Origin of the sequence: Mycobacterium sp. (assembly GCF_051006775.1) — a bacterium.
Taxonomy (GTDB): domain Bacteria; phylum Actinomycetota; class Actinomycetes; order Mycobacteriales; family Mycobacteriaceae; genus Mycobacterium.
Map to the genome: position 1 here is coordinate 49,110 of NZ_JBPCSX010000096.1, position 25,593 is coordinate 74,702.

Below are 25,593 nucleotides of genomic sequence, written 5' to 3' on the forward strand. Positions count from 1 at the left end.
TGGCTCAGCCGCATTGATCCAGCAGCTGGTTTAAACCCGTGGTCATTCCCTTGGCAATCTCGGGCAGGTCGGGCAGCACGTCCGGACATGAGATCAGTCCGACGTTGAGTACCCCACGTACCGTGCATACGGTGATGTTGAGGCCCGCACCGAGCATGACCGGCCCCACCGGGTAGAACGCCGTGACCCTGGCGCCCATGAAGTAGTCCGCCGGCTTGGGTTCGGGGCAGTTGGACACAACGACGTTGTACATCGGCCTGGATCGAGTCACCCGGCCGTACACCCGCTTGGCGATCCCGAGGATGGCCCGGCCGCCCAGCTGCATCCAGTCCTCCAGCAGCGTGGCACCGATCGCCGCACTGTGCTCCTTGGCGATGGTGTTGGACTCGGCGACCGCCTTGAGCCTCTCCACCGGGTCTGCCAGCTGGGTCTGCAGTGTGGTGATCATTCCTGAAACCTGGTTGCGGCCGAGGCGATCCGGCGCGTGCACCGATGCCGGGACCAGGGCCGTCAAGGAGGAACTCGGAAGTTCGTGCCGCTCCAGCAGGAACTGCCGCACCGATCCGCTGACCAGTGCGGTGACCACATCGTTGACGGTGACCCCGAAGTGGTTCTTCACCCTCTTCACCTCGTTGAGATCAAGGCGGGTGAACGCGACATTGCGGTTGGCGGTGAAGCGGCTGTTGAAGATCGTCGGCGGTGCGCTGAAGGGCGCGGCCATCGCGCGACCGAGTGCGGCCCGCCGGTAGGCGTCGCGCACCGCGTGTACGGTCTCGGGCACAACTTTGCGTACAAGATGCAGCGGCCGGTTGGCGAACCGCGCCAGACCGCCCATCGCGATCCGCAGCGGACGGTCGGCACCCGGGGCCGCAACGAAATCCCGGCGGGGCGGGTCCGGTTCGGTGCTGCACAACCGTGCGAACAACTCCGAGTAGCTGACACCGTCGGCGGCGGCGTGATGGATCTTGATCACGACGGAAAGCCGTTCGCTGCTCGGCGCGCCATCGACGCCCTCGATGACCCACATCTCCCACAGCGGCCGGAACCGGTTGAGCGGCAAACCGGCCAGATAGCCGTAGACCTCGTCCAGCTCGGCCGGTCCTCCCGGGTCCGGAACGCCGATCCGGTGAACATGCCGGTCGATGTTGAACTCGGGATCCTCGACCCAGGCGGGGTGATCGGGGTTGCCGAATCTTGGTGACAGCTTCTCCCGAAACTCCGGTACCGCACGCATGCGCTCCGCCAATTCCGCACGGAAACTCTCGTAGGAGTAACCGCCGGGAATGGTTGTGGTGTCCAGTTGCGTCACGATCAACATTTGCAGGGGTTGGATCGCGGTCTCGAGGTTCAGGAAGCTGGCATCGAGTCCGGTAAGCCACTCTGGACGTTGCACATCTCTAATCGTACGTGTCGGCCGCCATGAGCACCTCGGACGTTAATGCGCCGCAGTTCACCACGGTCGGCTCCCTCTACGATGAGGACCTGACCAACGGCACCGGCTGAGGTGGCCGGTACGGACATCCATCGGAGATTGCGAGGTTGCGATGGTCGCCTTGATTACCGGGGCATCGACCGGCATCGGCGCCGAGTTCGCCCGGCAATTCGCCGCGCGGGGCCACGACTTGGTCGTGGTCGCCCGCAGCGAGGACAGGCTCGACGCTCTGGCGAAACAACTCCGCGCAGCGCACGGGGTGGACGTCACCGTGATCGCCATGGATCTGTCGGTCCCCACCGCCGCCGGTGATCTGTGGCAGCAGACCGACAGGCTGGGTCTGGAGATCACGGTGCTGGTCAACAACGCCGGCTTCGGCACCCATCGCGACGTCGCCGACGCTGACCCCGAACGCCTTGAGGAAGAGGTCCGGCTCAATTGCCTGACGCTGGTCGGTACCACCGCGCGTTATCTGCCGCAGATGCGGGCCAGGGGTGGTGGAGCGATCATCAACCTGGCTTCGACCGCCGCCTTCCTGCCCCTGCCGAAGATGGCGGTATACGGCGCGACGAAGGCTTTTGTGTTGTCGTTCACCGAGGCGCTGTGGTCCGAGGAGCGCAGGCACGGTATCCGTGTTCTGGCGGTGTGTCCCGGGCTGACCGAGACCTCGTTCTTCGAGGTGGCCGGTGATGCCGCGGTGAAGGCCGCCTCAGGTTCGGCGGCCGTGATGTTCACCCGCACCCCGGAGCAGGTCGTTGAGAACACCATGCGGGCGCTGGCCGGCCGCAAACCCAGCTTCGTCGACGGTGCTGCCAACGCGCTGGTCTGGCGCGGGTTCACCAAAGTGGTGCCCAGGCGGCTGATGATCGCACTGTCCGGCTGGTTGATCGAAGGCTGAACAGGCTTGTCCGGCAAACTTTTCCGCTAGCCAGCAGACTCTCCGGCAAGCGCCTCGGTGAGATGACTCGCCAGCGTGCGCGCGGTGTTGTAGGTGACGATCGTCTTCGGAGTCACCCGGACGCCGGTCTGGGTTTCGATATGGGTGCGCAATTCGAGATTGCCCAGGGAGTCCAGTCCGTGTTCGGCGAACGGACGATCAGGGTCGATCGCCCTCCGCAGGATGAGACCCACCTGATCGGTGACCAGCCTGCGCAACCGGTCCGGCCATTCCTCCGGCGGCAGGGCGCGAAGTTCGGCGAGAACTGCGGCGGCGCTGGTGCCGCCGCCTGACTCTGCGGCGTGGAATGTTGCGGCGAAGGGACTTCGAGCCGCCAGTGCGGTGAGCCATGGAGCGCCGGTCAAGGGCAGGTAGGCACTGTAGCCCCGGTCGTAGCGGAGCAGCGCGCGGAAGGCATGCGCGCCTTCCTGTGGCGAGATCATCGCGGTGTCACCGCGCTGCGCCAGACCCGCGCCCTTGCCGATCTGATCCCATGCGCCCCAGGCGATTGCAGTCGCAGGCAGACCCTGGCTGCGTCGCCAGGCAGTGAACGTGTCCAGCCAACTGTTGGCGGCGGCGTAGGCGCCCTGACCGGGGGAACCGAACAGCGCGGCAACCGAGGAGAAGCTGGCGAACCAGTCCAACGGCTGTCCGACACTGGCCTGGTGCAGGTGCCAGGCGCCGTGTGCCTTAGGCGCCCAGTCCCGGTCGATCAACTCCTCGGTGATATTGGCCAGGGTTGCGTCGTCGACGACCGCGGCAGCATGGAGAACACCGCGCAACGGCAGACCGGTGGCGGTGGCGGCGGACACCAACCGGGCGGCGGTCTCCGGATCGGCGATATTGCCGCTCTCGACGACGACGTCGGCCCCGTTGGACCGGAGTCGCTCGATGGTCTTCTGCGCCTGCGGGTTCGGCTGCGAACGTGAACTCAGCACGATCCGGCCGCAGCCGGCTGATGCCATCACCGCAGCGAGGAACAAACCCAGACCGCCGACACCGCCGGTGACGATGTAAGAGCCGTCCTTGCGGAAGACTCCGGCCTTGGTCGGCGGCACCGCGACCTCGGTCTGCTGTCCATGCGGGATGGTCAGGACAAGCTTTCCGGTGTGCTGGGCTGCGCTCATCTCGCGGATGGCGGAGTCCGCTTCGGCCAACGGCCGTACGGAGTACTCCGGCGTCGGCAGTGTGCCGTCGGCGACCGATGAATAGATCGTCCGCAGCAGATTGCCGATCTTGTCCGGCGCGCTGTTGCTCATCAGCAGAAGGTCTGCGTAGTAGAAAGCAAGATTGCGCCGGAACGGGTAGAGGTCGACGCGGGTGTGCTCGTAGACGTCACGCTTGCCGATCTCCACGAAACGACCGCCGAAGGCGAGCAGTTCCAGCCCCGCCCGCTGCGCGAGCCCAGTCAGCGAGTTGAGCACGATGTCGACACCGTACCCCTCGGTGTCATGACGGATTTCGTCGGCGAAATCCGTTGTGCGTGAGTTGTATACGTACTTTATCCCCATCGAGCGAAGAAGCTCACGTCGCTCGTCAGTTCCCGCTGTCGCGAAGATCTGGGCCCCAGCTTGCCGGGCGATCGCGATCGCCGCCTGCCCCACGCCGCCGGTTGCCGAATGGATCAACACCCGATCGCCGGCCTGGATCCGGGCCAGATCGTGCAGGCCGTACCACGCGGTGGCGTAGGCGGTCGACAAAGCTGCGGCCTGCTCGGCGGACACGTTCTCCGGCAGCGTCGCCGCCAGTCGCGCGTCACAGGTGACGAATGTTCCCCACGCGACAGCATCGGCGATGGCGCCGACCCGGTCGCCGACCTGAACGTTCGTCACGCCGGGTCCAACCGCGGTGACGACGCCCGCAAGGTCGATTCCGAGACCGGGCCTGGGACCTTCAACGGTGTGGTACCGGCCGAAGGCGAGAAGTACGTCGGCGAAATTGACGCTCGAAGCACCGACAGCGACTTCGATCTGGCCCGCCTGCGGTGGCTGCCGGTCAGCGGTGACGAACTCGAGGGTGTCCAGGTCGCCCGGAACGCGGATGTCGAGTCGCATACCGTCGCGCTCGGTGTCGACAGTTGTGGTACGTCGTTCATCCGGGCGCAGCGGGCTCTGACGCAGGCGCGCGGCGTACCACGCACCCTCCCGCCACGCTGTCTCATCCTCATCGGAGCCGCTGAGCAGTTCGCCTGCTACGGCATCGGCCGCGGTGCGCGCGTCGATGTCGATCTGGGTGGGCCGGAGATCGGGCTGCTCGGCGCCGATCACCCGCAACAGGCCGCGCACCCCGCCGTGGTCGAGATTCATCCGGTCGCCGGTGGCCACCGCCTGCGCGCCCCGGGTGATCACATACAGCCGCGGCGCCTCCGCCTCGGCGTCGGTGAGCTGTTGCGCGACATCGACGATCGATGCCACCAGGTCGCGACCGCGAATCAGGCAGCCCTGATCGGTCTGACCATCCGCTGGGGGGGCGAGGACGACCACACCCCTGTGTGCATTCCGGATGGCGCCGTCGGCGGCGTCAGCGGCAGTGTGCACTCGGCACTGCGCACCGAGTGCGGTCATAGCCGTGGAGAGGTCTGCGGCGAATTCGTCATGGACGTCGGGCGCGATCAGCAGCCAGGCCCCGGCGCCCGCGTCGGTAACGGCCGTCGGGATTTCCTGGCGGTCCCATTCGACGGTCAGCAGTCGCTCGGCGAGAAGGCGGTCGCGCTCGCCGGCCTTGGATTCCTTGGTCCCCATCCGCAGGCCGGCGACCTGGGCGACGATCTCGCCGTGGCTGCCCAGGATGTCGAGATCCGCCTCGATCGTGGTGGTGTCGGAGGAGATCACCCGAACCAGGCAGTACCGGGCGTCGCGACCGGAGCCGATCCGGCGCAGTCGGGCGACGTGCAACGGCAGCAGCAGGCCGCCGTCGGTGCGGCCTGCTGCCACAAGTACGGCAGCCACCGACTGGAAGCAGGCGTCCAGCAGTGCCGGATGGATGCCGTAGCCGGCTTGTTGGGAGCGGATGTCGCCGGGAAGTGCGATCTCAGCCAGCAGCGTTGTTCCATCGTCGCCACCGCTGGTGTGCACGGCGGTCAGGCCGGTGAAGGCGGGGCCGAACTGGATTCGCCGGGTGGCGAACCACTGGCGCACCTCGTCTCCGGAAATCCGGTTGGGATGCGATGCCAGCAGTTCGGCGATGTTCTGGTGTGCTGGTTGAGGGTCATCGGCGACTGCGGCGAGCACCGCCACCGCCTGGCGGATGCGTTCACCGTCCTGTTCGTTCTCCACGGCGAACTCAGCAAGCGCGGCGCCGGTAACCGCTGCAACCGAGGTGATGTCGGTGCCTTCATCGAGCAGCATCAGCTGCTCGAATTCGACATCCCGTACCTCGCTGCCGGCGCCGAACACGAGTTCGGCTGCGGCTAAGGCCATTTCGCAGTACGCGGCCCCCGGGTAGGCCGGCACGTCATTGACTCGATGGTCGGTCAGCCATGGCAGTTTTCCGGTGCCCACATCGGACTGCCAGACGTGCCGCTCGGGTTCTTCAGGCAGCCGCACGTGCTCGCCCAGTAACGGATGAACCGCTGCTGTGCACGCGCCGCGCGCCGCGGAGTCCTGATCACCGGATTCGATGAGGAAGTGACGATGCGTCCACGTCGGCAGCGGTGCGTCGACCAGGTTCCCGCTCGGATACAGGGTGGCGAAATCGACTGCGGCGCCCACGCTGTGCAGATCTGCGAGGAATTGCCGGAGACCATGCGGCTGCGGTTGCTCGCGTCGCATACCCGCCACGGTTTGGACCGAGATCCCCGCGGCCTGCGCGGTCTGCTCAACCGCCCGGATCAGTAACGGGTGGGGGGCAGGCTCGCCGAACACCCGGTGGCCGTCGTCGAGGGCCGCCTGGACTGCCATCGCGAAACGCACCGGCTGCCGCAGGTTGTCGACCCAGTAGCGAGCATCGAACGCCGGTCGGGCGCGAGGGTCCTCCAGAGTGGCGGAGTAATACGGCACCTGGGGTTCGCGCGGAGCCAGCTCTGCGAGTTCAGCGGCCAGGTCGGCGAGGATGGGGTCGACCTGAGGGGAGTGCGAGGCGACGTCGACGGCCACCTCGCGGGCCATCACATCGGCGTCGTCCCAGGCGGCCACCAGTTCACGAACGGTATCGGTGGCGCCGCCGATCACCGTGGACTCCGGCGAGGCGAGCACCGACACCACCACGTCGTGGACACCGCGGGCTGCTAGTTCGTCGCGTACCTGCTGGGCGGGCAACTCGACGGACGCCATCGCCCCCCCGCCGGAGAGCCGGCACATGAGCCGCGAGCGGCGGCAGATCACCCGCACGCCGTCTTCGGTTGACAGGGCACCGGCAACGACGGCCGCTGCCGCCTCGCCCATCGAATGCCCGATAACCGCACCCGGCTGCACACCGTAGGAGCGCATCGCCGCCGCGATCCCGACCTGCATCGCGAACAAGGTCGGCTGCACCCGGTCGATACCGGTCACCGTTTCGGGTGCCGACATTGCCGCGGTCACCGAGAAGCCGGACTCCCGTTCGATCAGCGGTTCGAGTTCAGCGATGCGTGCGGCGAACGCCGGCTCCCGGGCCAGAAGTTCCGCGCCCATCGCCGCCCACTGAGAACCCTGGCCGGAGAACACCCACACCGGTCCGCGGTCGCCCTGTCCGACGGCCTCGGGATAGGCGATGTCCCCACCGGCGATCTCGCGCAGACCGTCGGTCAGTCCCGCGAGGTCGGCCGCGAGCACCGCGGTTCGCACCGACCGGTGCCCGCGCCTGCGGGCCAATGAATAGGCCAGATCGGAGGCCACCAGACCGTCCGCATGCCCAGAGACCCAGTCGGCCAGACGACGTGAGGTGTGACGCAACTCCTCGCTCGAGGTCGCCGATATCGGGAACAGTAACGATCCCGGCTCGATGGCCGCGACGTCGGCGTCGGCCTGCTCTGCGCTCTCCGGCGCCTGCTCGATCACGGCGTGCACGTTGGTTCCCGACATCCCGAACGACGACACCCCCGCACGGCGCGGCTGACCGGGGTGGGTGGGCCACGCAGTGATCTCCCTCGGCACGACCAGACCGGTCTCGATGCGAGCCAGATCGTCGGACAGGCGGTTGAAATGCGCCATCGCCGGCACCACACCGTGACGCAGCCCGAGGATGGCCTTGACGAGACCGACGGTGCCTGCCGCGGATTCGGTGTGGCCGAGATTACTCTTCGCTGATCCGATCAGGCACTGGTTACCGTCGGCGCCGTAAACCTTTGCCAGACTTCCGAATTCGAGTGGGTCACCCACCGGTGTTCCGGTGCCGTGCGCCTCGACCATGCCGACGGTGTTCGCGTCCACGCCGGCCACCGCCAGTGCCGCCCGGTAGACGTCGGCCTGGGCGTCCAGCGACGGCGTCGTCAGTGTCACCGATCGGCCGTCCTGATTCGCGGCGGTACCGCGGATGACGGCCAGCACCCGGTCGCCGTCACGCAGTGCGTCGGGCAATCTCTTCAGGAGCACCACTGCGGCACCGTCGGATCGCACGAAGCCGTTCGCGTCAGCGTCGAAAGCCCGGCACCGGCCGGTCGGGGAGAGCATGCCCTGGGCTGAGGCCGACGCACTCACCGACGGTTTCAGGATGACCTGACAGCCACCGGCCAGCGCGTAATCGCTCTCGCCCTCATGGAGGCTTCGGCAGGCCATATGCACCGCCAGGAGGCCCGATGAGCACGAGCTGTCGACGGTGTACGCCGGACCTCGCAGCCCCAGCGCGTAGGCGATCCGCCCGGACGCCATGCTGTACGGGGTGCAGGTATAGCCGTATGGACCCTCCATGGCGCCTGCTTCACTGGTCACCAGGGTGTAGTCGTCGTGGCACAGGCCGGCGAAGACACCGGTGAGTGAATCCGCGAGCACCGAGGGCGCCATGCCGGCGTGCTCCACCGCTTCCCAGGCCGTCTCCATCATGAGGCGATGCTGCGGGTCGATCGCGGCCGCCTCACGCTCGCCGATGCCGAAGAACTCGGCGTCGAAACCGCCGACGTCGTCGATGAACCCGCCCCATCGCGACACCGACCGGCCGGGCACGCCCGGTTGCGGGTCATAGTGCTCGTCGACGTCCCACCGGTCCGCCGGGATCTCGGTGATCAGGTCGTCGCCCCGCAGCAGCGCCTCCCAGAGCATGTCGGGAGAATCGATGCCACCGGGCAGCCGACAGCCCATACCGATCACCGCAATCGGTGTGACACGAGTTTCAACCACAGCAGCACAACCTTTCGGACGCGTCTTCCGGTCACCGTCAGCCCGGCACGTCTGGACGGCCCGGGGCGCTCTTTCGTCACTCCGGAATGTGCGAATCCCCTAATTCACACGTAGTTGTAAGGATAACGAAGCCGATCCGCACCTTGTGGCTGAGCACAGATCAGGGCCCCGATCGACGCTGCCAGGCCGTTACTTCCGCTCTTGGCGAATACTGCGCAGGTGGAAGGCTGCCGCGCGAAGATATCCCGGTGACCACAACTCCTGACCCCGATCGGCCCGCCCAGGTCCCCGCGGTCACATCTGCGCGTATCCCGTCGGGCAACCGCCGTGAACTCGGTCTGGCGGGGTGGCTGTTCTGCAAGCTGACCGCCCGCGTCTGGGGCGTTCCCGAGTTCCACCTGTTCACCGCGCTGGCCCAACACAAACGGCTGTTCTGGTCGTGGGTGCCTTTCAGTGGTGTGCTGCTGTATCGCGGCCGGCTGCCCAAGCAGGACACCGAGGCCGTCATCCTGCGCGTCGGCCATCTGCGCGGCTGCCGCTATGAGCTTCAGCAACACACCCGGCTGGCCCTGATGCGCGGGGTCGACGAAAAGACCCAGGAGCAGATAGCGGCCTGGCCGAGCACCGACGGACTCACGGAGCGTCAACGGGCGCTGCTGACAGCAGTCGACGACCTCGTCGCCACCCGCACGCTCTCCGACGAGACATGGCAGCTGCTGAGCCCGCACCTGGACCGCCGCCAGCTGATCGAATTGGTGACGTTGGTGGGCCAGTACGACGCACTGGCCATGACCCTCAACACCCTGCGCGTCCCGATGGATTTCCCGGACTAACGCCGTTCGCGCGTGGTGCCGAGACCCTAGAATCACCGTCGACGAGACGACGCGAGGAGAATGCATGAGTAGCGCGGATATGGTCGAGGCCGCCGCGGCGGCCGGCGGCCCGATCGAGCAGGCGGTCGCCGTCTTCATGCTGCACCCGGAGACCTTCGCGGCGAGCATCGCCGCCGGCTATGAGAATCCGTTCGCCGGCTATGTCGCCGGCCGCGGCGGTGTGCTGCCCAATGCCACCGGTGCGACGGTGGCCGAGACCTTCGTGATCTTCGAACCGGGCTTCATCCAGGCGATGTGGGACGCGGCAGCGCCGGTTCGCAGCGCGCACGAGGCCGCCCAGGTGTACTGGAACCAGACGGCGGAGTTCGGCCGCAAGTACCTCGCCGGCGCCGAGGGTCTGGACCGCATCGCGGCGTTGGGCGAAAAGGTCATCGCGGCCACTCCCGGCGAGGATCTGCCGTTGTACTCCGGTTGGCGCACAATGCCCCTGGCCGACGATGCCGGGGCTCGTGCTCTGCAGGTCATGTTCGTGCTGCGTGAACTTCGCGGCGATGTGCACTTCGTAGCGCTCAAGCCCTCGGGCATCCACCCGGTTGAGGCACACATGCTCAACAAGGGCCACGAGTACACCACCATGTTCGGTTGGTCTGAACCGTTCGCCGACGGCGCGGGCAAGGGGGCGCTCTACGCTGAGGTCGAAGAAGCCACGAACGAACGGATGGCGGAGATTTTGGCCAGTGCGCTGACCCTCGACGAGGCTGCGGAACTTGCTCGGTTGAGTGCGGCTGCGCTTGCGACGCTGAAAGCCAACGTTCCGGGCTGAGCCCGGGGCGCAGACAGATCGCCGATGCCGTTAGCGGACGGCCAGGTATTCGCCGGCTACACCATCGACCGCGTTCTGGGCGCCGGCGGTATGGGCGAGGTCTACCTTGCCAAGCACCCCAGGCTGCCTCGCCACGACGCGCTCAAAGTGCTCGGCACCGCTGTCAGCAGCGACGAGGAGTACCGCCAGCGATTCAACCTTGAGGCGGAGATGGTCTCCACGCTGCGCAATCCGCATATCGTCACCATCTACGACCGCGGCGATTTCGAGGGACAGCTCTGGATCGCAATGGAATTCGTCGACGGCACCGACGCCGCCCGGTTACTGACCGACCAGTACCCGAAAGGCATTCCCGCCGCAGAGGTGGTGCGGATCATCACCGCCATCGCCGATGCCCTGGACTATGCGCACAGCCACCACATGCTGCATCGCGATATCAAGCCCGCCAATATCCTGCTCGGACTGCACACTGCCGGTGAGGACCGAGTCCTGCTGGCGGACTTCGGTGTTGCGCGCTGGATGGGTAAGCCCAATAACCTCACCGGTGCCGAGATGACGGTGGGCACGGTCAACTACGCCGCACCCGAGCAGCTCAAAGGTGAGGAGATCGACGGCCGCGCCGATCAGTACGCGCTCGCCGCCACCACCTATCACCTGCTGACCGGCTCAGCACCGTTCACGGACACCAACCCGGCGATCGTCATCAGCCAGCATCTGAGTGCACCGCCGCCCTCTATCGGCGCCGGCCGTCCGGACCTGTCCCGGTTCGGGCCGGTGTTCGCCAAAGCACTGGCGAAGGATCCCGCCAACCGCTTCGCCACCTGCCGGGATTTCGCGGGCGCACTTCAGAAGGCATTGGATTCCTCCGGCGCTCGGCACCGCATCAGTGAGCGGCCTGAGCGCCGCGGCCGCCGGGTGGCGGTGGGTCTGGCAGCCCTGCTGGCCGGTGGCGTCGCGGCCGCGGTGCTGGTGCTGCTGCCACGTATGCACGCCTCTGACACCCGTCGTTCGACCCCGACCACCCCGCCGCCACCGGCGGTGTCGGCGCGGATGGATCTGCCGGTGGTGGTGATCGGTGCCGATTGTGCGGTGCTCGGTGCCGCGGCGGTCGATCCGGCCGGGGACCAGGCCTACTGCGCCCACGGGGACCCGAGCAGTGATGCGATCGTCTGGTCGGTGCAACCAGAACGGTTGCAGCGGCCCAAGTCCTGAGTCCCGGCCGTCAGGCCTTGATTCGGATCGTGCCCGGTTTCCACAGCCCACTGCGGGTCGCGGTGCCCAGATCGAGCTGCGCTGGCTGCGCGTCGACCACGGTGTCGAACTTGCGCAGCGAACCCCAGTCCCGGCCCCAGTCGTGGGATAGGTAGGTGGCCATCACATTCGCGCGCAACAGTAAATCGGTGATACCCAGCAGGCCGCCGTTGCGGCCGTCCTCCCAGGTGTCGGTGTCCTGCTTCTTGGCGGTGTAGTCCGGCGTGATCCGGAACTTCGGAACCTGGGTGACACCGTTGACGTGCAGCATCGGTTGCTGGCACGGGAAGGCCAACCCGACCGCCCAATCCATCAGCACTGGCTGGGTCGATCCGACATACTCCTGAACCGACCGTAACTGCGGCACTCGCGGTGGAGTCACGGCGACCCAGTCACCCAGGGACAGCGACTTGTCCTGGGCCACAATGCGAACCGCCACCGCATCGTCAGCGATCTGCGATCGGGCGTAACGCAGGTTTCGCCAGGACGGCGCAGGCCCGATGTCGAAGGGCTCGACCCGCCCGGCCGGTACCGGCGTGCCATCGGGACCCGGCCGGCCGTATTCGAGTTCGACGCTCTGGCCGTCGGTATGCGCGTTGAGCACGCTGTTACCTGCGATGGTCCCGGCAGCGGTGACCACCACCAATGGTTGGCCGTCATCCTTCGGCGGCAACTGGTACCAGGCCGAGGTCAGCCGGCTCTCCTGCTGGGCGGAATCTGAGTAGCTGCCGGCCACCGGAACCCGCGCCGGATCGAGCTTGTACGGCAGTGGCATCGTGGATCCATTGACCCCGGGGCTGGCAAGTTTGAACGGGCCTTCCCAGTCGTGATCGACGCCGGGCATCGGATTGTTGACCCGGATCGCCTCGGCGACAATCTTTTCCGCAACACCGTTGGGAGTGAATCCGACCGGCTTGGCGCCGCCCAGTGGGCCCAGTGGTCCGTATGCTCCGGGCAGCGGACTCAGGAACCCGGCGTTGGCATCGGGTTCGACCAACACATCGTCGGCCAGTCCGCAACCGCCGGAGAACGCCCGGATGTTGGCCAGACCGTTGGAGTAGGTGGGGTACTGCCGCACCACACCGACCGTCATCGACGCCAGATTCACCAGGACCATCAGACCGGCCGCCAGTGGAATCGGCGAGACCGTGAGCGCCCGGATAATCCCCCCTTCGCCGTGGCTGCGGGAGGTGAAGTGTAGCCAGATGGTGTAGAGGCCCGACAGTATGAAGAGCGCGAAAAGCATTGCACTGATGCTGATTCCGGCGATTTGCGGCATCGAGCTGTTGAACGGAACACCGTAGCTGGAGACATACCACCAGCCGTTGGTGGTGGCGAAGGTCAGCGCGAGCAGGAACAGCACCGCGGTCACCACCGTCATCCGGTTACGCGACCAGCGCAGTACCGACGGTGATATCAGCACGGTGGCCACCGCGGCCATCGCTGCGCCCACCGCGGCGAACAGACCGAAGTGATGCACCCATTTCGTCGGGGTGAACATCAGCACGAACATGGTCGCGAGGATCACGCCCATGAGCCGCCAGACCGGGCCCCGCGCCACACCGGGAACTCGCTTGCGCCGCAACATGACGAACATCGACACGAACAGCGACAGCATCGTGATCAGGAACCCGAATCGCCGGGACAGCGATCCGTCGACCGTCGGCAGGATCAGGTAGTAGTAGCGCAGATTCTCGGTGTACCACTCCTGGCTGGGGCCGATGTCGGTGCGAATCCGGGTGGCTTCCAGAACCGTCGCCAGGGTCTGGTCGGCGAACACCACCGTCAGCACGACGGTGCCGGCCGCCAGCAGTGGGGCGACCAGCGGCCAGGTGCCGAAGATCTTGCGGCGTCGCGCCAGGATTCGGATGATCGGCCGGCCTCCGGCGAGCAGAGCGGCAACCGCTATCAGTCCGGTCGGCTGGATGCCGAGGGTGAATGCGGCGGTGATGATCGCGCACGCCGCCGGGGCCAGCCGACCGCCGGTGATCGCCCGCTCGATGAGCACGTAGGTGATCAGTGCTCCGGTGGCGATCTGGCCTTCGGGGCGCAGCCCATTGTCGAAGGGCATCCAGGCGGCCAGCAGGACCAAGCCGGCCGCCCACAGCGCCGGACGGCTACCGGAGACCGCGGGGCCCAGTCGTGGCAGCACCTCGCGGGAGAGCAGCAGCCAGCAGACCAGCGAGCAGATCAGATCGGGCAGTCGGATCCAGATACTGGCGGTGCTGACATGCGTCATCAACGCGAGCACGTTGTAGTACCAGCCGAAGGGGTCCTCCGGCACACCGAACCAGCGGAAGTAGTTCGACATATAGCCCGCGTTGCCGGCGATCCGGGCCATCCCGAGGATGTACCCGTCGTCGGATGAGTTGCCGCCCATCACGTACCAGACCGCGAAGGCGCCCACCACCGTCACGTCGACGGCGGTGAAAGTACGCCAGCGTTGCGGGATCAGCCGGTGCATCCGCCGGCCATCGGCCCGGTCCAGCCGCCACAGCGCGGCCACCGCGATGATCGTGGCGGCGATCGCCAGCAGCATCGCGGCAAGTTTGAGTGCGGTGGGCTTGGTCGAGAACCGGGTATCGATGGTGGCCGACACTTTCAATCCGGCCGGTGCCGCACCGGTCAGGTCGGTGAACACCCCGACGATCCCGGGCCTGAGGTTGGGATCCTTGAAGCCGCTGCGCAGATCGGAGTATCCGGTCTGGGCCGAGTCCTCCTGCGGCCCGGCAGCCTGGTCGGTCGGCGGCAGGCCGACGAACGTGGCGAACGTGCCGGCTTCCGACGAGGTGATCTCGAGGCGCTGGCAGGCTGCTCCGGCCAGCTGGGTGCGCGGGACGCTGGCGATCACGACATTGCGGTCGGTGATGTCGACCCGCTTCGAATTCACTGCCACGAAGAGGGAATTCAGGGACGCATCCCGACCCTTCTGCGGTGCCAGGCCCAGCACCAGTCCGCCCTGCGGCGGCATCGCGCGGAGCACCTCACACGGGACCGTTGCCGTCACCGACACCGGGGTCAGTGAGATCAACGGTGCGGTGACGTTGGTCAGTTGCCCGTTTTGCGGCCAGTTCAGCGTCGCGGTGGTCTGCACCACCGGCAGCAGCGGAGTGAGTACCGCCAGGATGAACCCGACCAGGCCGGCGATGGTGGCCACCCACCGTGCGGCGGTCACCTCGGACGTGGAGTCGTGCGCACGGGTTGCGCGCGCCTGCGTTGTCATTGGGGCCCCCTCATCATGGAAGGGCCCGGATCGGTCCGCTGCGGCTCCAGCCGTACACCAACTTCGACCCCTCGTCGACCATCGCGTCAGGCGACTGCGCGGCCGGTACCACCCGGATGTAGCGCTCGATGGCGCCCCAATCGCGGTACCAGTCATCACGCAGGTAGGTCGGCACCGTCGAGGTGGTCAACAGTGCCTGGATGAAGAGGAACGGTCCGCCTGATCGCGCCGACTGCCACATGTTCGAGGACACCACCACCTGCTTGAGGTTGGGCTGGATCCGGTACTGCGGAAGCTCCGCGATACCGAGATGCTCGGATGCCGGCCGCTGGCAGGGGAACTGGGCGCCGCTGGCGATGTCCATCAGCACCGGGGTCTGGGTGCCGAGGAACTCATTCGCGGTCTGCATCTGCGGAACCCGCGGCGGGGTGAATCCGAACCACTGTTCGCTGGAGAGGTTGGGGTCGTCAGCGACGATGCGGGCCACGTTGGCCTCCGGCGGTGCCCACCCCAGTGGGAAGCGCAGATTGCGCCAGGCCAGCTGCTCCTGGATGTCGATCGGCTGCACCTTCTCCAGGGCCTGGAAGCTCCCGTCCGCCTTACGAACGCCCCACTGGAGTTTCAGCGACTGGCCGTAGTGGAACTCATGCTCCTCGTCGTAGTACCAGATCGCCCCCACGGCGGCGACGGTCACCAGTGGACGGTCGCCGCTGCGCGCGGGCAGGTCGTACCAGGCGGAGGTGGCTTTGGCGGCAACCGTGTTCTCGTTGTAGCTGCCCATCACCGGCGTGGTCCTGGGATCAAGACCGAACGGCAGGAACACCTTTGAGCCGTTGACCCCGACCGGCCCGAACCCTCCGCCGGTGCCACCGGTGAAGCCGATCCCGACATTGGGCTTGTTCGGCGAACCGTCGGAGTTGACGGTTCCCGGGTTGGCGATGAACGGCGAGACCGGGTCGAGAATCTCGCTGACGCCGTTGGGGGTGAAACCGACCGGATCCTCGCCGCCCAACGGGCCGTACTGTCCCCACTTCTGTCCGGGTGCGGGCTGCAACATTCCGGCGTTGGCGTCCGCTTCGACGAGTACGTCATCGGCCATGGCGCAACTCGACTTCGACAGCCCGGAACTCAACGCCGCCAGGTTGGCCTTGCCTGTGGTGTAGGCGGGGTAGCGCTGCACGAGGCCCTTGGCCATCGATCCGACCGACAGCAGCACCATGATGAGCGCGAAGACCAGCAGCGGCGTGGACGCCAGCAGCCGGTTGCGGCGGGTGTTCTTGACCGCGGTGTGGCCCGCGTAGTCGATCCGGAAGTGCAGCCAGCCTGCGATCAGACCGGTCATGATGGCCAGCACCAGGAACATCGATGTCACCGGCTTGTGCAGTAGTACCGGCTGGCGGTCGAACCAGGGAACACCGTAATTGCCGACGTAGAACCAGCCATTGATACCCGATGTCGCCCAGGCCGTGACGAACAGCAGTGCGGTGATATACAGCGCCAGGTTGCGCCGGCTGTGCAACCCAACCCGGGCGAAGGCGAACGCCGTCACCGCGCCGAGCGCGGCAGTCAACCCGGCGAACGCGCCGAACTGGACCGCCCACTTCGTCGGCGTGAAGGTCAGCAGCAGCAGACCCACGAAGGTGCTGCCGATCAACCGCCAGACCGGCCCGCGCGCCATCCCCTCGAGCCGGCCGCGGCGCAGCAGCAGAGTCAGCATGACGAAGAGGCACAGCAGCATCACCAGGACCGAGAAGCGTCGAGCCAGGGATCCCTCGACGTTCTCCTCGACGGTGAGGAAGTAGTAGCGCAGGAAGTCCTGGTACCAGGAGATCGTCGGCCCCACAACGTATTTGATGCGCGCCGACTCGGCGACGGTTGCCAAGGTCTGATCGTGGAAGATCACCACGAAGATCACCGAGGCCGCGGCGGCCAGGGTGGCCAACGGTGCCAGCACACCGTCGCCGGCACGTCGCCGGGCGATGATCCCGGCGACGGCGCGGGCACCGACCAGCAGTGGGGCCAGCGCGACGAGCCCCTGTGGGGCCAGCGTCAGACTGAAAGCTGCGACGATCAGCGCTGCTGCCGTGGGCACCAGCCGACCGGTGGCGATGGTGCGTTCCACCAGCATCCACACCAGCAGGACTCCGAAGGCGATCAGCGGTTCCGGGCGCAGGCCGTTGTTGAAGGGCAGCCAGGCTGCCAGGAACACCGCACCGGCGGTGGCGACGGCGATCCGGCTGCCCGCCAGACCGCCTCGTCCCGGCCCCAGCCGGGGCAGCAGCCGATGGCTCAGCAGCAACCAGCTGCCGATCGCGGCCACCAGGGCCGGCAGCCGCATCCACACCCCGGCTGTGCTGACCGAGGCCATGTGCGCCAGCACCGACTGGTACCAATCGAACGGGGCCTCTGTCGCCCCGAAATAGCGGTAGTAGTTGGCCGCATACCCGGCCTGCTCGGAGACCCTGGCGATGGTCAGGTTGTAGCCGTCATCCGATGAGATGGCCCCGATCACATGCCATAGCAGCAGGGTCCCGATGACCGCGATGTCCACCGGCCAGTTCCGAAGGCGATGCCGATTCGTGGCGGGCCACCGGGGCAGGCCGCAACGCCGGTCCAGGATCGCGAGCGCAAGTATCGATGCCAGCACGCACAGGATCCCGGCCACCATTGCGGCCAGCTTGAGCTCGGTCGGGCTCGTGATGAACCGGGTATCGACGTCGATACGGGCCGAAAGACCCTGCACCGGAGGTGTTTTCAGCTCGGTGAACACACCGGTCACCTGGGGTTTCTTATCGGGCGACAGCGTTCCGGTGGCACCGGGGATACCGACGAAGTCCGCGCCCACCGCTCCGGGATCGGCCCAGACGCGCAGTACCGTACAGGCGCCGGAGGCTATCGCGGCCCGCGGTGCGACCGCGGCGACCGAGTCCCGGAACGCCACGAAGACGGTGTCAGGGTTGGCCCGGACGAACAGTCCGTTACGCGAGGCGTCGATGCCGTTGGCGGGGTTGGTGGCGAACACCAGGCCACCGGCCGGCGGCAGGCCGGCGATCGCCGCGCACGGGATCGAGACGTCCAGCGACGCCGGTGCACCGGAGACCAGTGGTGCGGTGATGTTCCCGACCTGGCCGCCCTGGGGCCAGAGAATGGTTGCCGTGGTCTGCCGGACCGGCAGTAGGGGAGTCAGGGCGCACAGCAGAATGCCGGCCAGTCCGAGCAGAAGCGCTACCAGCCGAGGGATCCGGTTGGATTCGACGCTCTCGCTGGGCACGAGGGTCGATGGTAGGCGACTTACTTCCGCCAACCTTGTGAGCAGACGCAAAGTCGCACAAATCCTTCTCCATCGGTGCGATTTTGCGTCTGCTCGCGGGAAGGGGCGGGTGACGGGTGGTGGGAGTCTGCGACCTCAGATCAGGTCGGGCGCAGCGGCGCCGGGCTCCACAATCCGCTGCGCGTGGCGGAGCCCAGGTCCAGTCGGGCCGGGGCGGCATTCGGGTAGAACAGCACCAGTCGCTGCAGTGCGCCCCAGTCCCGGAACCAGTCGCCCCTGAGATAGGTCGGCACGGTGGTCGCACGGAAGAGTAGTTCGCTGATGCCCAGCGGGCCGCCACCGATGTTGTCCATCACCGGCGAGTTGGCGTCGGCGCCGAACCGGTCGGGCAGGATCCGCCACTGCGGCACCTCGGTCACTCCATTGTTGTGGCCGAACGGTCTCTGACAGGGGAACGCCAGACCGACCAGCCAATCCAGGAGCACCGGGTCGCGCGATCCGACCACCTGCTGAAGTGAACGCAGCTGCGGGATGCGGGGCGGTGTCACCGCGATCCAGTGCTGCGGGGCCAGATCGTCATCGGTGGCGGTGAGCCGGATCTGGGTGGCGTCCCGCGGGATGGCGTTCAGCGGTGCGCGCAGATTGCGCCACGCCGGAACCGGACCGATATCGGCGAAACCCATCGAGCCGCCGGGTTTGTTGGCGGCCGCACCGGCATCGGTGGCCCACTGCACCACGACCTCGTCGGGGTCGAACCGTCCGGCTGCCGACACCACGATCAGAGGTGCGTCGGCGCTGCGCTGCTCCGGCGGAGGGAGCCGATACCAGGCCGAGCGCAACCGCGCCGGCTGCTGAACCCCGGACCGCCAACTGCCCAGCACCGGTGTGCGTGCCGGGTCGAGTCCGTAGGGCAACCGGGCCGTGGATCCGTTGACGCCGGTCGCTGCGGTCGTGCCGTCGCCGGTGCCGGCGGCCGTCTCGGTAGCGGTGACGGTGTTGTCGGCGGCGTCGATCTGGTTACCGCTCCCGGGCGGTTCCTTCACCGGGTCGGCGGCGATGTCGGGGGGAATCCCGTTGGGGGAGAAGCCCTCAGCTGTCAGCGCTCCGAGTGCATCACCGACCGGAACATTGACCGGGTTCAGTAGCCCGGCATTGACGTCTTGTTCGACCATCACGTCATCGGCCAGACCGCAGGTCTTACCGGTGAGCGCCTGCAGGTTCGACCGGCCGACCGACCAGGCCGGCCACTGGTTGACCATGCCGAGGGTCAGCGATACGACTTCGAAGACGACCAACAGCCACGCGGCGATCCCCAGCGGTGATCGGGTGGCCCATGACCACCAGCGCCGCCGGGTGCCGCCATCACGGCCGGAGAAGTGGAACCAGGCGGCGATCAGCAGGGCCAGCATCGATAGGCCGAGCAGCATGGTGGTGAAGCCGAAGTGCCACTGCGGGAACTGGTTCGACCACGGGACACCGAAACTGGAGACATACCACCAGCCGTTGACGCTGGCGAAGGACAGCGCCGTGACGAACAGCACGGCAGCGGCGAAGAGAGCCCGGTTGCGCGCCGAGCGCATCACCGTCGGCATCACCGCGATGGTGGCCAGTGCACCCAGGGACCCGGCCAGGCCCGCGAACACTCCGAAGTGGTGGGTCCACTTGGTAGGAGTGAACATGATGGCGATGAACGAGATGATCGTGATGCCGATGATGCGACGGCTCGGCCCGGCCGCGGTGCCGGGAATGTGGCCGCGGCGCAACACCATCGCCACCGAGACCGCAAGCGCGACGATCAACGCCAGGACGGCGAACCGCCGGGCGATGGAGCCGTCCGGGGTGGCCATCATCAGCCGCTCGTAGCGGGTGTGCTCATCGAACCAACTCAGGCTGGGTCCGACGGCGCGCTTGAGCGCGTTGGCCTGGGCCACGCTGGCGAAGGTCTGGTCCCGGAACATCGGGATGATCGTCACGGTCGCCGCGGCCAGGATCGGCGCAAGCAGTGGCAGCAGTCCGAATTGGCGGGACCGGCGGCCCACGATTGTCCGCAGCGGCCCGATCGCCACCAGCAGGGCGCCGATCGAGGCGATACCGGTCGGCCCGGAGAACAGCGTCAGGGCGCCGACGATGCAGGCCACCGCGACCGGGATCAGCCGACTGGTGGCCACCGCGCGTTCCACCGAACACCAGGTCAGCAGGATGCCCAGGGCGATGATGGGCTCCGGGCGCAGCCCGTTGTTGAGCGGGAGCCAGAACGCCAGGAACACCCCGGCCGCGGTCCAGATCGCCGCCGTGCTCCTCTTGACCGCACTGCCGAGTCTCGGGATCACCTCGCGGCTGATCAGCCACCAGCAGGCCAGCGCCATCAGCAGGGTGGGCAGCCGCATCCAGATGCTGGAGGTCGAGACGTGCGACCACAGCGCGAGCAGGTCGTAGTACCAGCCGAACGGGGACTCCGGCGTGCCGAACCAGCGGTAGTAGTTGGCCATATAGCCGGCGCTCTCCGACACCCGGGCCATGGTCAGGATGTAGCCGTCGTCGGAGGTGTTGGCGCCCACGAAATGCCACCACACCAGGACCACGATCACCAGGCCGTCGAGTCCGCTCAGCGACCACCACCGGCCCGGCAGGAACCGGCGGTGCCGGGTTCCGTCGGCGGTGTCGAGCACATGCAGGGCCAGCAGTGCCACCACGGTCAGTGCCACGCCGAGCACCATCGCGATCAACTTCACTGTGGTGGGGGCGAGGCTGTAGCGGGTATCGATGGTTGCGGTGAAACTCAGACCCGGCGGTGCGGGCCCGGACAGGTCGGTGAAGACGCCGACGATCTGCGGCCGGAAGTCGTAGCCGCCGCGCTCGCCGCGCAGCGGAGAACCGGGGGAGTCGCTGTCCAATCCCTTTGTCAGGCCGACGAACTCGCCGGTGACCTTGTCGGCGTGCGCGGTGAAGGTGATCTTCTGGCATGCCGGGCTGAGCACCTGGCTGAGCGGGGCGACAACCACCGGGGTGTTGCGCACCACCACGACGAGATCGTTGTTGGCCCGCTGGATCAGCAAACCTCGGTCAACGGCCTTGGGCGCCTGCCGCGGCACCGTGGACAGCAGGACGGAGCGGCTCGTGTCGACTGGACCGGACAGTCCGGCGGCCGCGCTACACGGCACACTGACGTTGACATCCGTCGGGACGTAACCGATCAACGGTGCGGTGACGCTGCTGAGTTGACCATTCTGCGGCCAGTCCAGTTGCGCGGTGGTCTGGGTGACCGGAAGGAACGGAGTCAGCACCGCCAGCGCGGTGCCGAGCAGACCGGCGATGACGGCGACGAGCCGGGCCGTTCGATAGTCAGCCCGGGTCTGCGCCACGGGGCTAGATCGTAATTGCCCGGCGCGCGCGCGTGTCAGGGACGGTTCCGGATGGCCAGGACGAACGGACCGATGGTCTTGACCGTGAAATACGGGGCGGCGAACAGACCGGCGTCCAGATCGACGGTGTAGCGACGCACGTTGGGCTGATTGGGGTAGACGTCCTCGGCCAATCGCAGGGTGTAGGTGTTGGCCGACCCGGCCGCACCCCCGCGCCGCATCAGGAACACCGTCGGAGCCTGCCATGGAAGCGCGTCCAAGGCCTTGGCGAACTCGTCCGGGGACTTCAGCTTGCCCCAGGACTCGATCGCCGCGGTGCGTTTGTCGAACTGCGCCAGTGGGTTGGCGTAATGCGATGTCAGGCCTTGGAACCCGTAGTACGGGTAGACCGCCAGGAACCCGTAGTCGGCGGTCATCACAACGGTCTCGGCCGGTTGCTTACCGGTGGCCTCCCGGATGGCGGCATCGACCTGTGGGTAGAACTTCTCGGCGCCGGGCGGGCGGCGGTCGCCGCGCTGGCCGTTGCCATCGGTGTCGGAGTAGGCGACGTTGAGGTCCGGGGTCAGCACATGCGGGATGTCCTGGCTGAAGCCGATCGCACCGATGAGCCCGACGGCAGTGGCAACCGGGATGGCTTGCCTCCATCGTGCTGCTGCCGCCTGCGCCATATCGATCACGCCGAATACGCCGGCTGCGGCGAGTAACACCGTCAGCGTCGGCTGCAGCCGGAATGACAGCAGAGTGGTGCCGGCCAGGGTACCCAGCATCGACAGCAGCGACCAGCCGTAGACCGACAGGACTCCGATACCCAGCGCGGCGGCCCGCGCGGAGCTACGTACCCGCCACACCAGCCAGACCGTGCCGAGCATGCAGAGCGCGCCCAGCAGTGAGAACTGCAGCATCGGGAAGTTCATCACCGCGCCGTCATCGGGCAGGTAGTGCTGGGCGCTTCCGGTGCCACTCATCGGTCCGCGTACGGCGCGCAGCAGGAACGGCAGCCAGGTGATCGCACCGATAGTCGCGGCGAGGCCCCCGATCACCACAAGTCGAAGTAGGGGAGCGATGCTGCGCCGGGCCGCCGCGGCCACCACCGCCATCACCGTGATGCTGAAGGCGGTGTAGGCCAGCAGCAAGGTGTAGAAGGTGGCGGTGAAGCCGAGGAAGAGTCCGGTGCCGATGACCGCGGCCCAGCCGTTGTGACCCCGGTCCCCACCGCGAAGCCCACCCCAGGCCAGCACCAGCACCGGCGGGATCAGCACGGTGATGATCGCACTGTAGGGCTCCGGTGAGCTGTAGGCCAGCGTGACCGCGGCGGTGGCGGTGGTGACGGCCAGTGCGTACTCGAACCGGATCAGCGCCGACCACAGTGCGAACGCCAGTACGACCGCGATCGCCAGCGACGTGATGGCCCACGGCTTGAACATCTCCCAGGCCGGTGTCCCGCTAAGCGCGGCAGCCCGTCCACCGATCCAGAACCAGCCGGGCGGATAAAACGGTGGCAGGCCGGCGTAGGTCATATCCTGCAGGGCCGGGCTGTCAGCCAGTCGGGTGAGGTACTCGGTGCGGAACTGCTGATCGACGGAGATGCCAAATAGATAGAGCCTGGTGGCGCCCAGCGGCATACCGAGGGTCACCACCGTGAACGCGGCCAGGAAAACCGCAGCACCGATCCGGGCGAGTGTCCGCCGACGCGATCGCCACAGCACACCGACGGCGAGAAGACCGATGAGACAACCAACTTGACCGACGGTGGTCAGTGCGTGCAGTTGGTTAGACGATGGGTAGGCCGGCCATTCCACCCGGGAGATCGCACCCAGTGCCACCACCGAGACGATGATCGCGATGAGCGCGGCCGCCGCCATGTCGGCGACGGTGTTGGCAGCCTTATGCATTTCGGCGTATCGATCAGATGGGCAGCTTGCGGAAGATGGGCCGCGGGATGTGGCGCAGCACCATCATGACGTAGCGGAACGTTCCCGGCGCCCAGACCAGATCCTTACCCTTGGCCGAGGCGGTCACCGCCAGATCGGCGACGTACTCCTTATCGACGGTCAGTGGCGCCTCCTTGACGTGGGCGCTCATCCGGGTCCGAACCTGACCGGGCCGGATGACCAGGACCCGAACGCCGAACTCCCGCAACGCCTCACCGAGTCCGAGGTAGAAACCGTCAAGACCGGCCTTGGTCGATCCGTAGACGAAATTGGACCGACGAACCCGCTCACCGGCAGCCGAGCTCATCGCGATGATCTGGCCGTAACCCTGATGGCGCATCTTCTCACCGACCAGCACACCGACGGAAACCGCTGCGGTGTAATTGATCTCGACGATCTGCACCGCCTTGCTCTGGTTCTGCCACAGCTCCTCGGCGTCGCCGAGTAGTCCGAAAGCGACGATCGCCACGTCGACATCGCCATCCGCGAAACACTCGTTGATCACTTCGGGGTGGCTCTTGGTGTCAACCGCGTCGAAGTCCACCAGCGTCACCGACTTGGCGCCTGCACGGGTCATCTGCGCGACGGCGGCCTCGCGACCCGGGTCATCCGGTAACGCCGCCAGGATGATGCGGGCCGGGGCGTCGCGCAGGTAACGCTCGCAGATCGCCAGGCCGATCTCGGAAGTGCCGCCGAGAAGCAGGATGCTCTGCGGGTTACCAACGGCGTTCAGCACCATCTACAACAACTCCAGGCGTCGGGCCATGTCCGAGGCGAAGACGCCGTGCGGATCGGCGCTGCGGCGCACCGCGATCCACTCGTCGATCCGCGGATACATGGCGTGGAAGGTCTCGGCGGTGGTCCGCGAGTCCTTGGCGGTGTAGAGCCGTCCGCCGAACTTCAGTACCCGGCGGTCGAGTTCGGTGACGAAATCACCGAGCCCGGCCTTGATCGGGAAGTCCACGCAGACATTCCATCCCGGGATCGGGAAGCTCAGCGGGGCCTGGTTGCCCGGGCCGAACAGCTTGAACACGTTGAGGAACGTGTAGAAGCCGGAGCGTTGGATGTCGACGATGATCGCCTTGAACTCGTTGACGGCTTCCATCGGAACCACGAACTGGTACTGCAGGAAGCCGGCCGGGCCGTAGGCGCGGTTCCACTCCCCGAACATGTCAAGCGGGTGATAAAACTGCGTCAGGTTCTGGACCTTGTCGCGGTAGGTGCCGGACTTGCGGTACCAGAGCTCCCCGATCGGCCCGAAGGTGTACTTGTTGGCCAGCCCATTGGGAAAGATGTCGGGGAAGGTGAGCAGTTGCGGCGCATCGAATTTCAGCGGGTTCCGCTGCAGCTTCTCCGGTAGCTGATCCAGCCGGGCGAGTGAGCCACGGGAGATCGCGGCGCGGCCGAGTTTGGGCGGCGCGCTGATCGCGTCGAACCACGCACTCGAATAGGTGTAGTTGGCCTCGCTGCCGTCGCTATGGAAGGCGATGGTCTCGTCGAGGCTCGCGGTGACGTCGCCGTCGGCAATGAAGTACGCGGTCTCGGTCGGCGTCATCTCGATGGTCGCGCGCAGGATGATCCCGGTCAGGCCATTGCCGCCCACGGTGGCCCAGAAGAGATCCGAGCCCGGGCCGTTCGGAGTGACGGTATGCACCTGACCGTCACCGGTCAGCAGATCCATCGATCGGACATGGTTGCCGAAGCTGCCGGCGCTGTGGTGGTTCTTGCCGTGGATGTCACAGCCGATCGCGCCGCCGATGGTCACCTGCCGGGTGCCGGGCAGTACCGGCACCCACAGCCCGAACGGCAGCGCGGCCTTCATCAACTGATCGAGGCTGACACCGCCGTCGACGTCGACCATGCGGGTCGCACCGTCGATGTTGTGGATCCGGTTCAACGCGGTCATATCGATGACCAGGCCGCCGCCGTTCTGGGCGTTGTCGCCGTAGGAGCGGCCCAGACCCCGGGCCAGCACCCCGCGGCTGATACCCCCGGCGGCCTCGTCGGCCGCCCGTGCGACGGCTTTGACGATCTCCTCAGCGTCGGGCGTGCGCAGCACCTCGGCCACGCTGGGAGAGGTGCGCCCCCAGCCGGTAAGGCGCTGCATTTCGGTCGTTGTGGACATCGTGACGAGGGTACCGTGCGCGGGGTTTCCCCTAGTGGATGCGGAATCTTTCCCGGGTCGCTACGCTCCTGCCCACCGGAATCTTTCCCGGGTCGCTGCGCTCCTGCCCGCCGGAATCTTTCCCGGGTCGCTACGCTCCTGCCCACCGGAATCT

The 25,593-nt window shown here is 66.9% G+C and carries 12 protein-coding genes; 4 read left to right on the plus strand and 8 right to left on the minus strand.

Annotated features, from left to right (window positions below; all coding sequences use genetic code 11):
* Positions 1 to 4: 4 nt before the first annotated feature.
* The gene (locus tag ACR2JI_RS07140) at positions 5 to 1,393 is read right to left on the minus strand and encodes a WS/DGAT/MGAT family O-acyltransferase (protein WP_526389384.1); all 1,389 of its coding nucleotides are present in this window, start codon (positions 1,391 to 1,393) and stop codon (positions 5 to 7) included.
* Between the two features lie 151 nt (positions 1,394 to 1,544).
* Between ACR2JI_RS07140 and ACR2JI_RS07145 the strand changes: the two genes are divergently transcribed.
* Entirely contained in the window at positions 1,545 to 2,330 is a 786-nt protein-coding gene (locus ACR2JI_RS07145; RefSeq protein WP_526389385.1) for an SDR family NAD(P)-dependent oxidoreductase, read from the plus strand.
* A 26-nt stretch (positions 2,331 to 2,356) separates the two neighbouring features.
* Here ACR2JI_RS07145 and pks2 read toward each other — a convergent pair whose 3' ends face one another.
* Positions 2,357 to 8,620, minus strand: a complete 6,264-nt coding sequence (gene pks2 / locus ACR2JI_RS07150; protein ID WP_526389386.1) for a sulfolipid-1 biosynthesis phthioceranic/hydroxyphthioceranic acid synthase — start codon at positions 8,618 to 8,620, stop codon at positions 2,357 to 2,359.
* Positions 8,621 to 8,868: 248 nt separating this feature from the next.
* On the opposite strand from pks2, the gene ACR2JI_RS07155 reads away from it, so the two are divergent.
* The 3 genes from ACR2JI_RS07155 to ACR2JI_RS07165 all read left to right on the plus strand — a co-directional run bounded on the left by ACR2JI_RS07155 (position 8,869) and on the right by ACR2JI_RS07165 (position 11,488).
* The gene (locus ACR2JI_RS07155; protein WP_526389387.1) at positions 8,869 to 9,453 is read left to right on the plus strand and encodes a carboxymuconolactone decarboxylase family protein; all 585 of its coding nucleotides are present in this window, start codon (positions 8,869 to 8,871) and stop codon (positions 9,451 to 9,453) included.
* 64 nt (positions 9,454 to 9,517) lie between these two features.
* A complete protein-coding gene (locus ACR2JI_RS07160; protein WP_526389388.1) occupies positions 9,518 to 10,276 on the plus strand; it encodes an SCO6745 family protein in 759 nt (252 codons plus the stop codon).
* Positions 10,277 to 10,300: 24 nt separating this feature from the next.
* A complete protein-coding gene (locus ACR2JI_RS07165; RefSeq protein ID WP_526389389.1) occupies positions 10,301 to 11,488 on the plus strand; it encodes a serine/threonine-protein kinase in 1,188 nt (395 codons plus the stop codon).
* Between the two features lie 10 nt (positions 11,489 to 11,498).
* On the opposite strand, the gene ACR2JI_RS07170 is transcribed toward ACR2JI_RS07165, so the two are convergent.
* The 6 genes from ACR2JI_RS07170 to dprE1 form a co-directional block, all read right to left on the minus strand.
* Positions 11,499 to 14,750 (minus strand): arabinosyltransferase domain-containing protein, encoded by a 3,252-nt coding sequence (locus ACR2JI_RS07170; RefSeq protein ID WP_526389390.1) that lies wholly within the window; start codon positions 14,748 to 14,750, stop codon positions 11,499 to 11,501.
* 13 nt (positions 14,751 to 14,763) lie between these two features.
* Positions 14,764 to 18,021, minus strand: coding sequence for an arabinosyltransferase domain-containing protein (locus tag ACR2JI_RS07175; protein ID WP_526389391.1), 3,258 nt, complete (start codon positions 18,019 to 18,021; stop codon positions 14,764 to 14,766).
* Positions 18,022 to 18,161: 140 nt separating this feature from the next.
* Complete coding sequence (locus tag ACR2JI_RS07180; protein WP_526389398.1) at positions 18,162 to 21,422, minus strand: arabinosyltransferase domain-containing protein; 3,261 nt, start codon at positions 21,420 to 21,422, stop codon at positions 18,162 to 18,164.
* Positions 21,419 to 23,275, minus strand: coding sequence for an arabinofuranosyltransferase (locus ACR2JI_RS07185; RefSeq protein WP_526389392.1), 1,857 nt, complete (start codon positions 23,273 to 23,275; stop codon positions 21,419 to 21,421). Before ACR2JI_RS07185 ends, ACR2JI_RS07180 begins: the two co-directional genes overlap by 4 nt.
* Positions 23,276 to 23,288: 13 nt before the next feature.
* A complete protein-coding gene (gene dprE2, locus ACR2JI_RS07190) occupies positions 23,289 to 24,053 on the minus strand; it encodes a decaprenylphospho-beta-D-erythro-pentofuranosid-2-ulose 2-reductase (protein WP_526389393.1) in 765 nt (254 codons plus the stop codon).
* A complete protein-coding gene (gene dprE1 / locus ACR2JI_RS07195) occupies positions 24,054 to 25,439 on the minus strand; it encodes a decaprenylphosphoryl-beta-D-ribose oxidase (RefSeq protein ID WP_526389394.1) in 1,386 nt (461 codons plus the stop codon).
* Between the last annotated feature and the right edge of the window lie 154 nt (positions 25,440 to 25,593).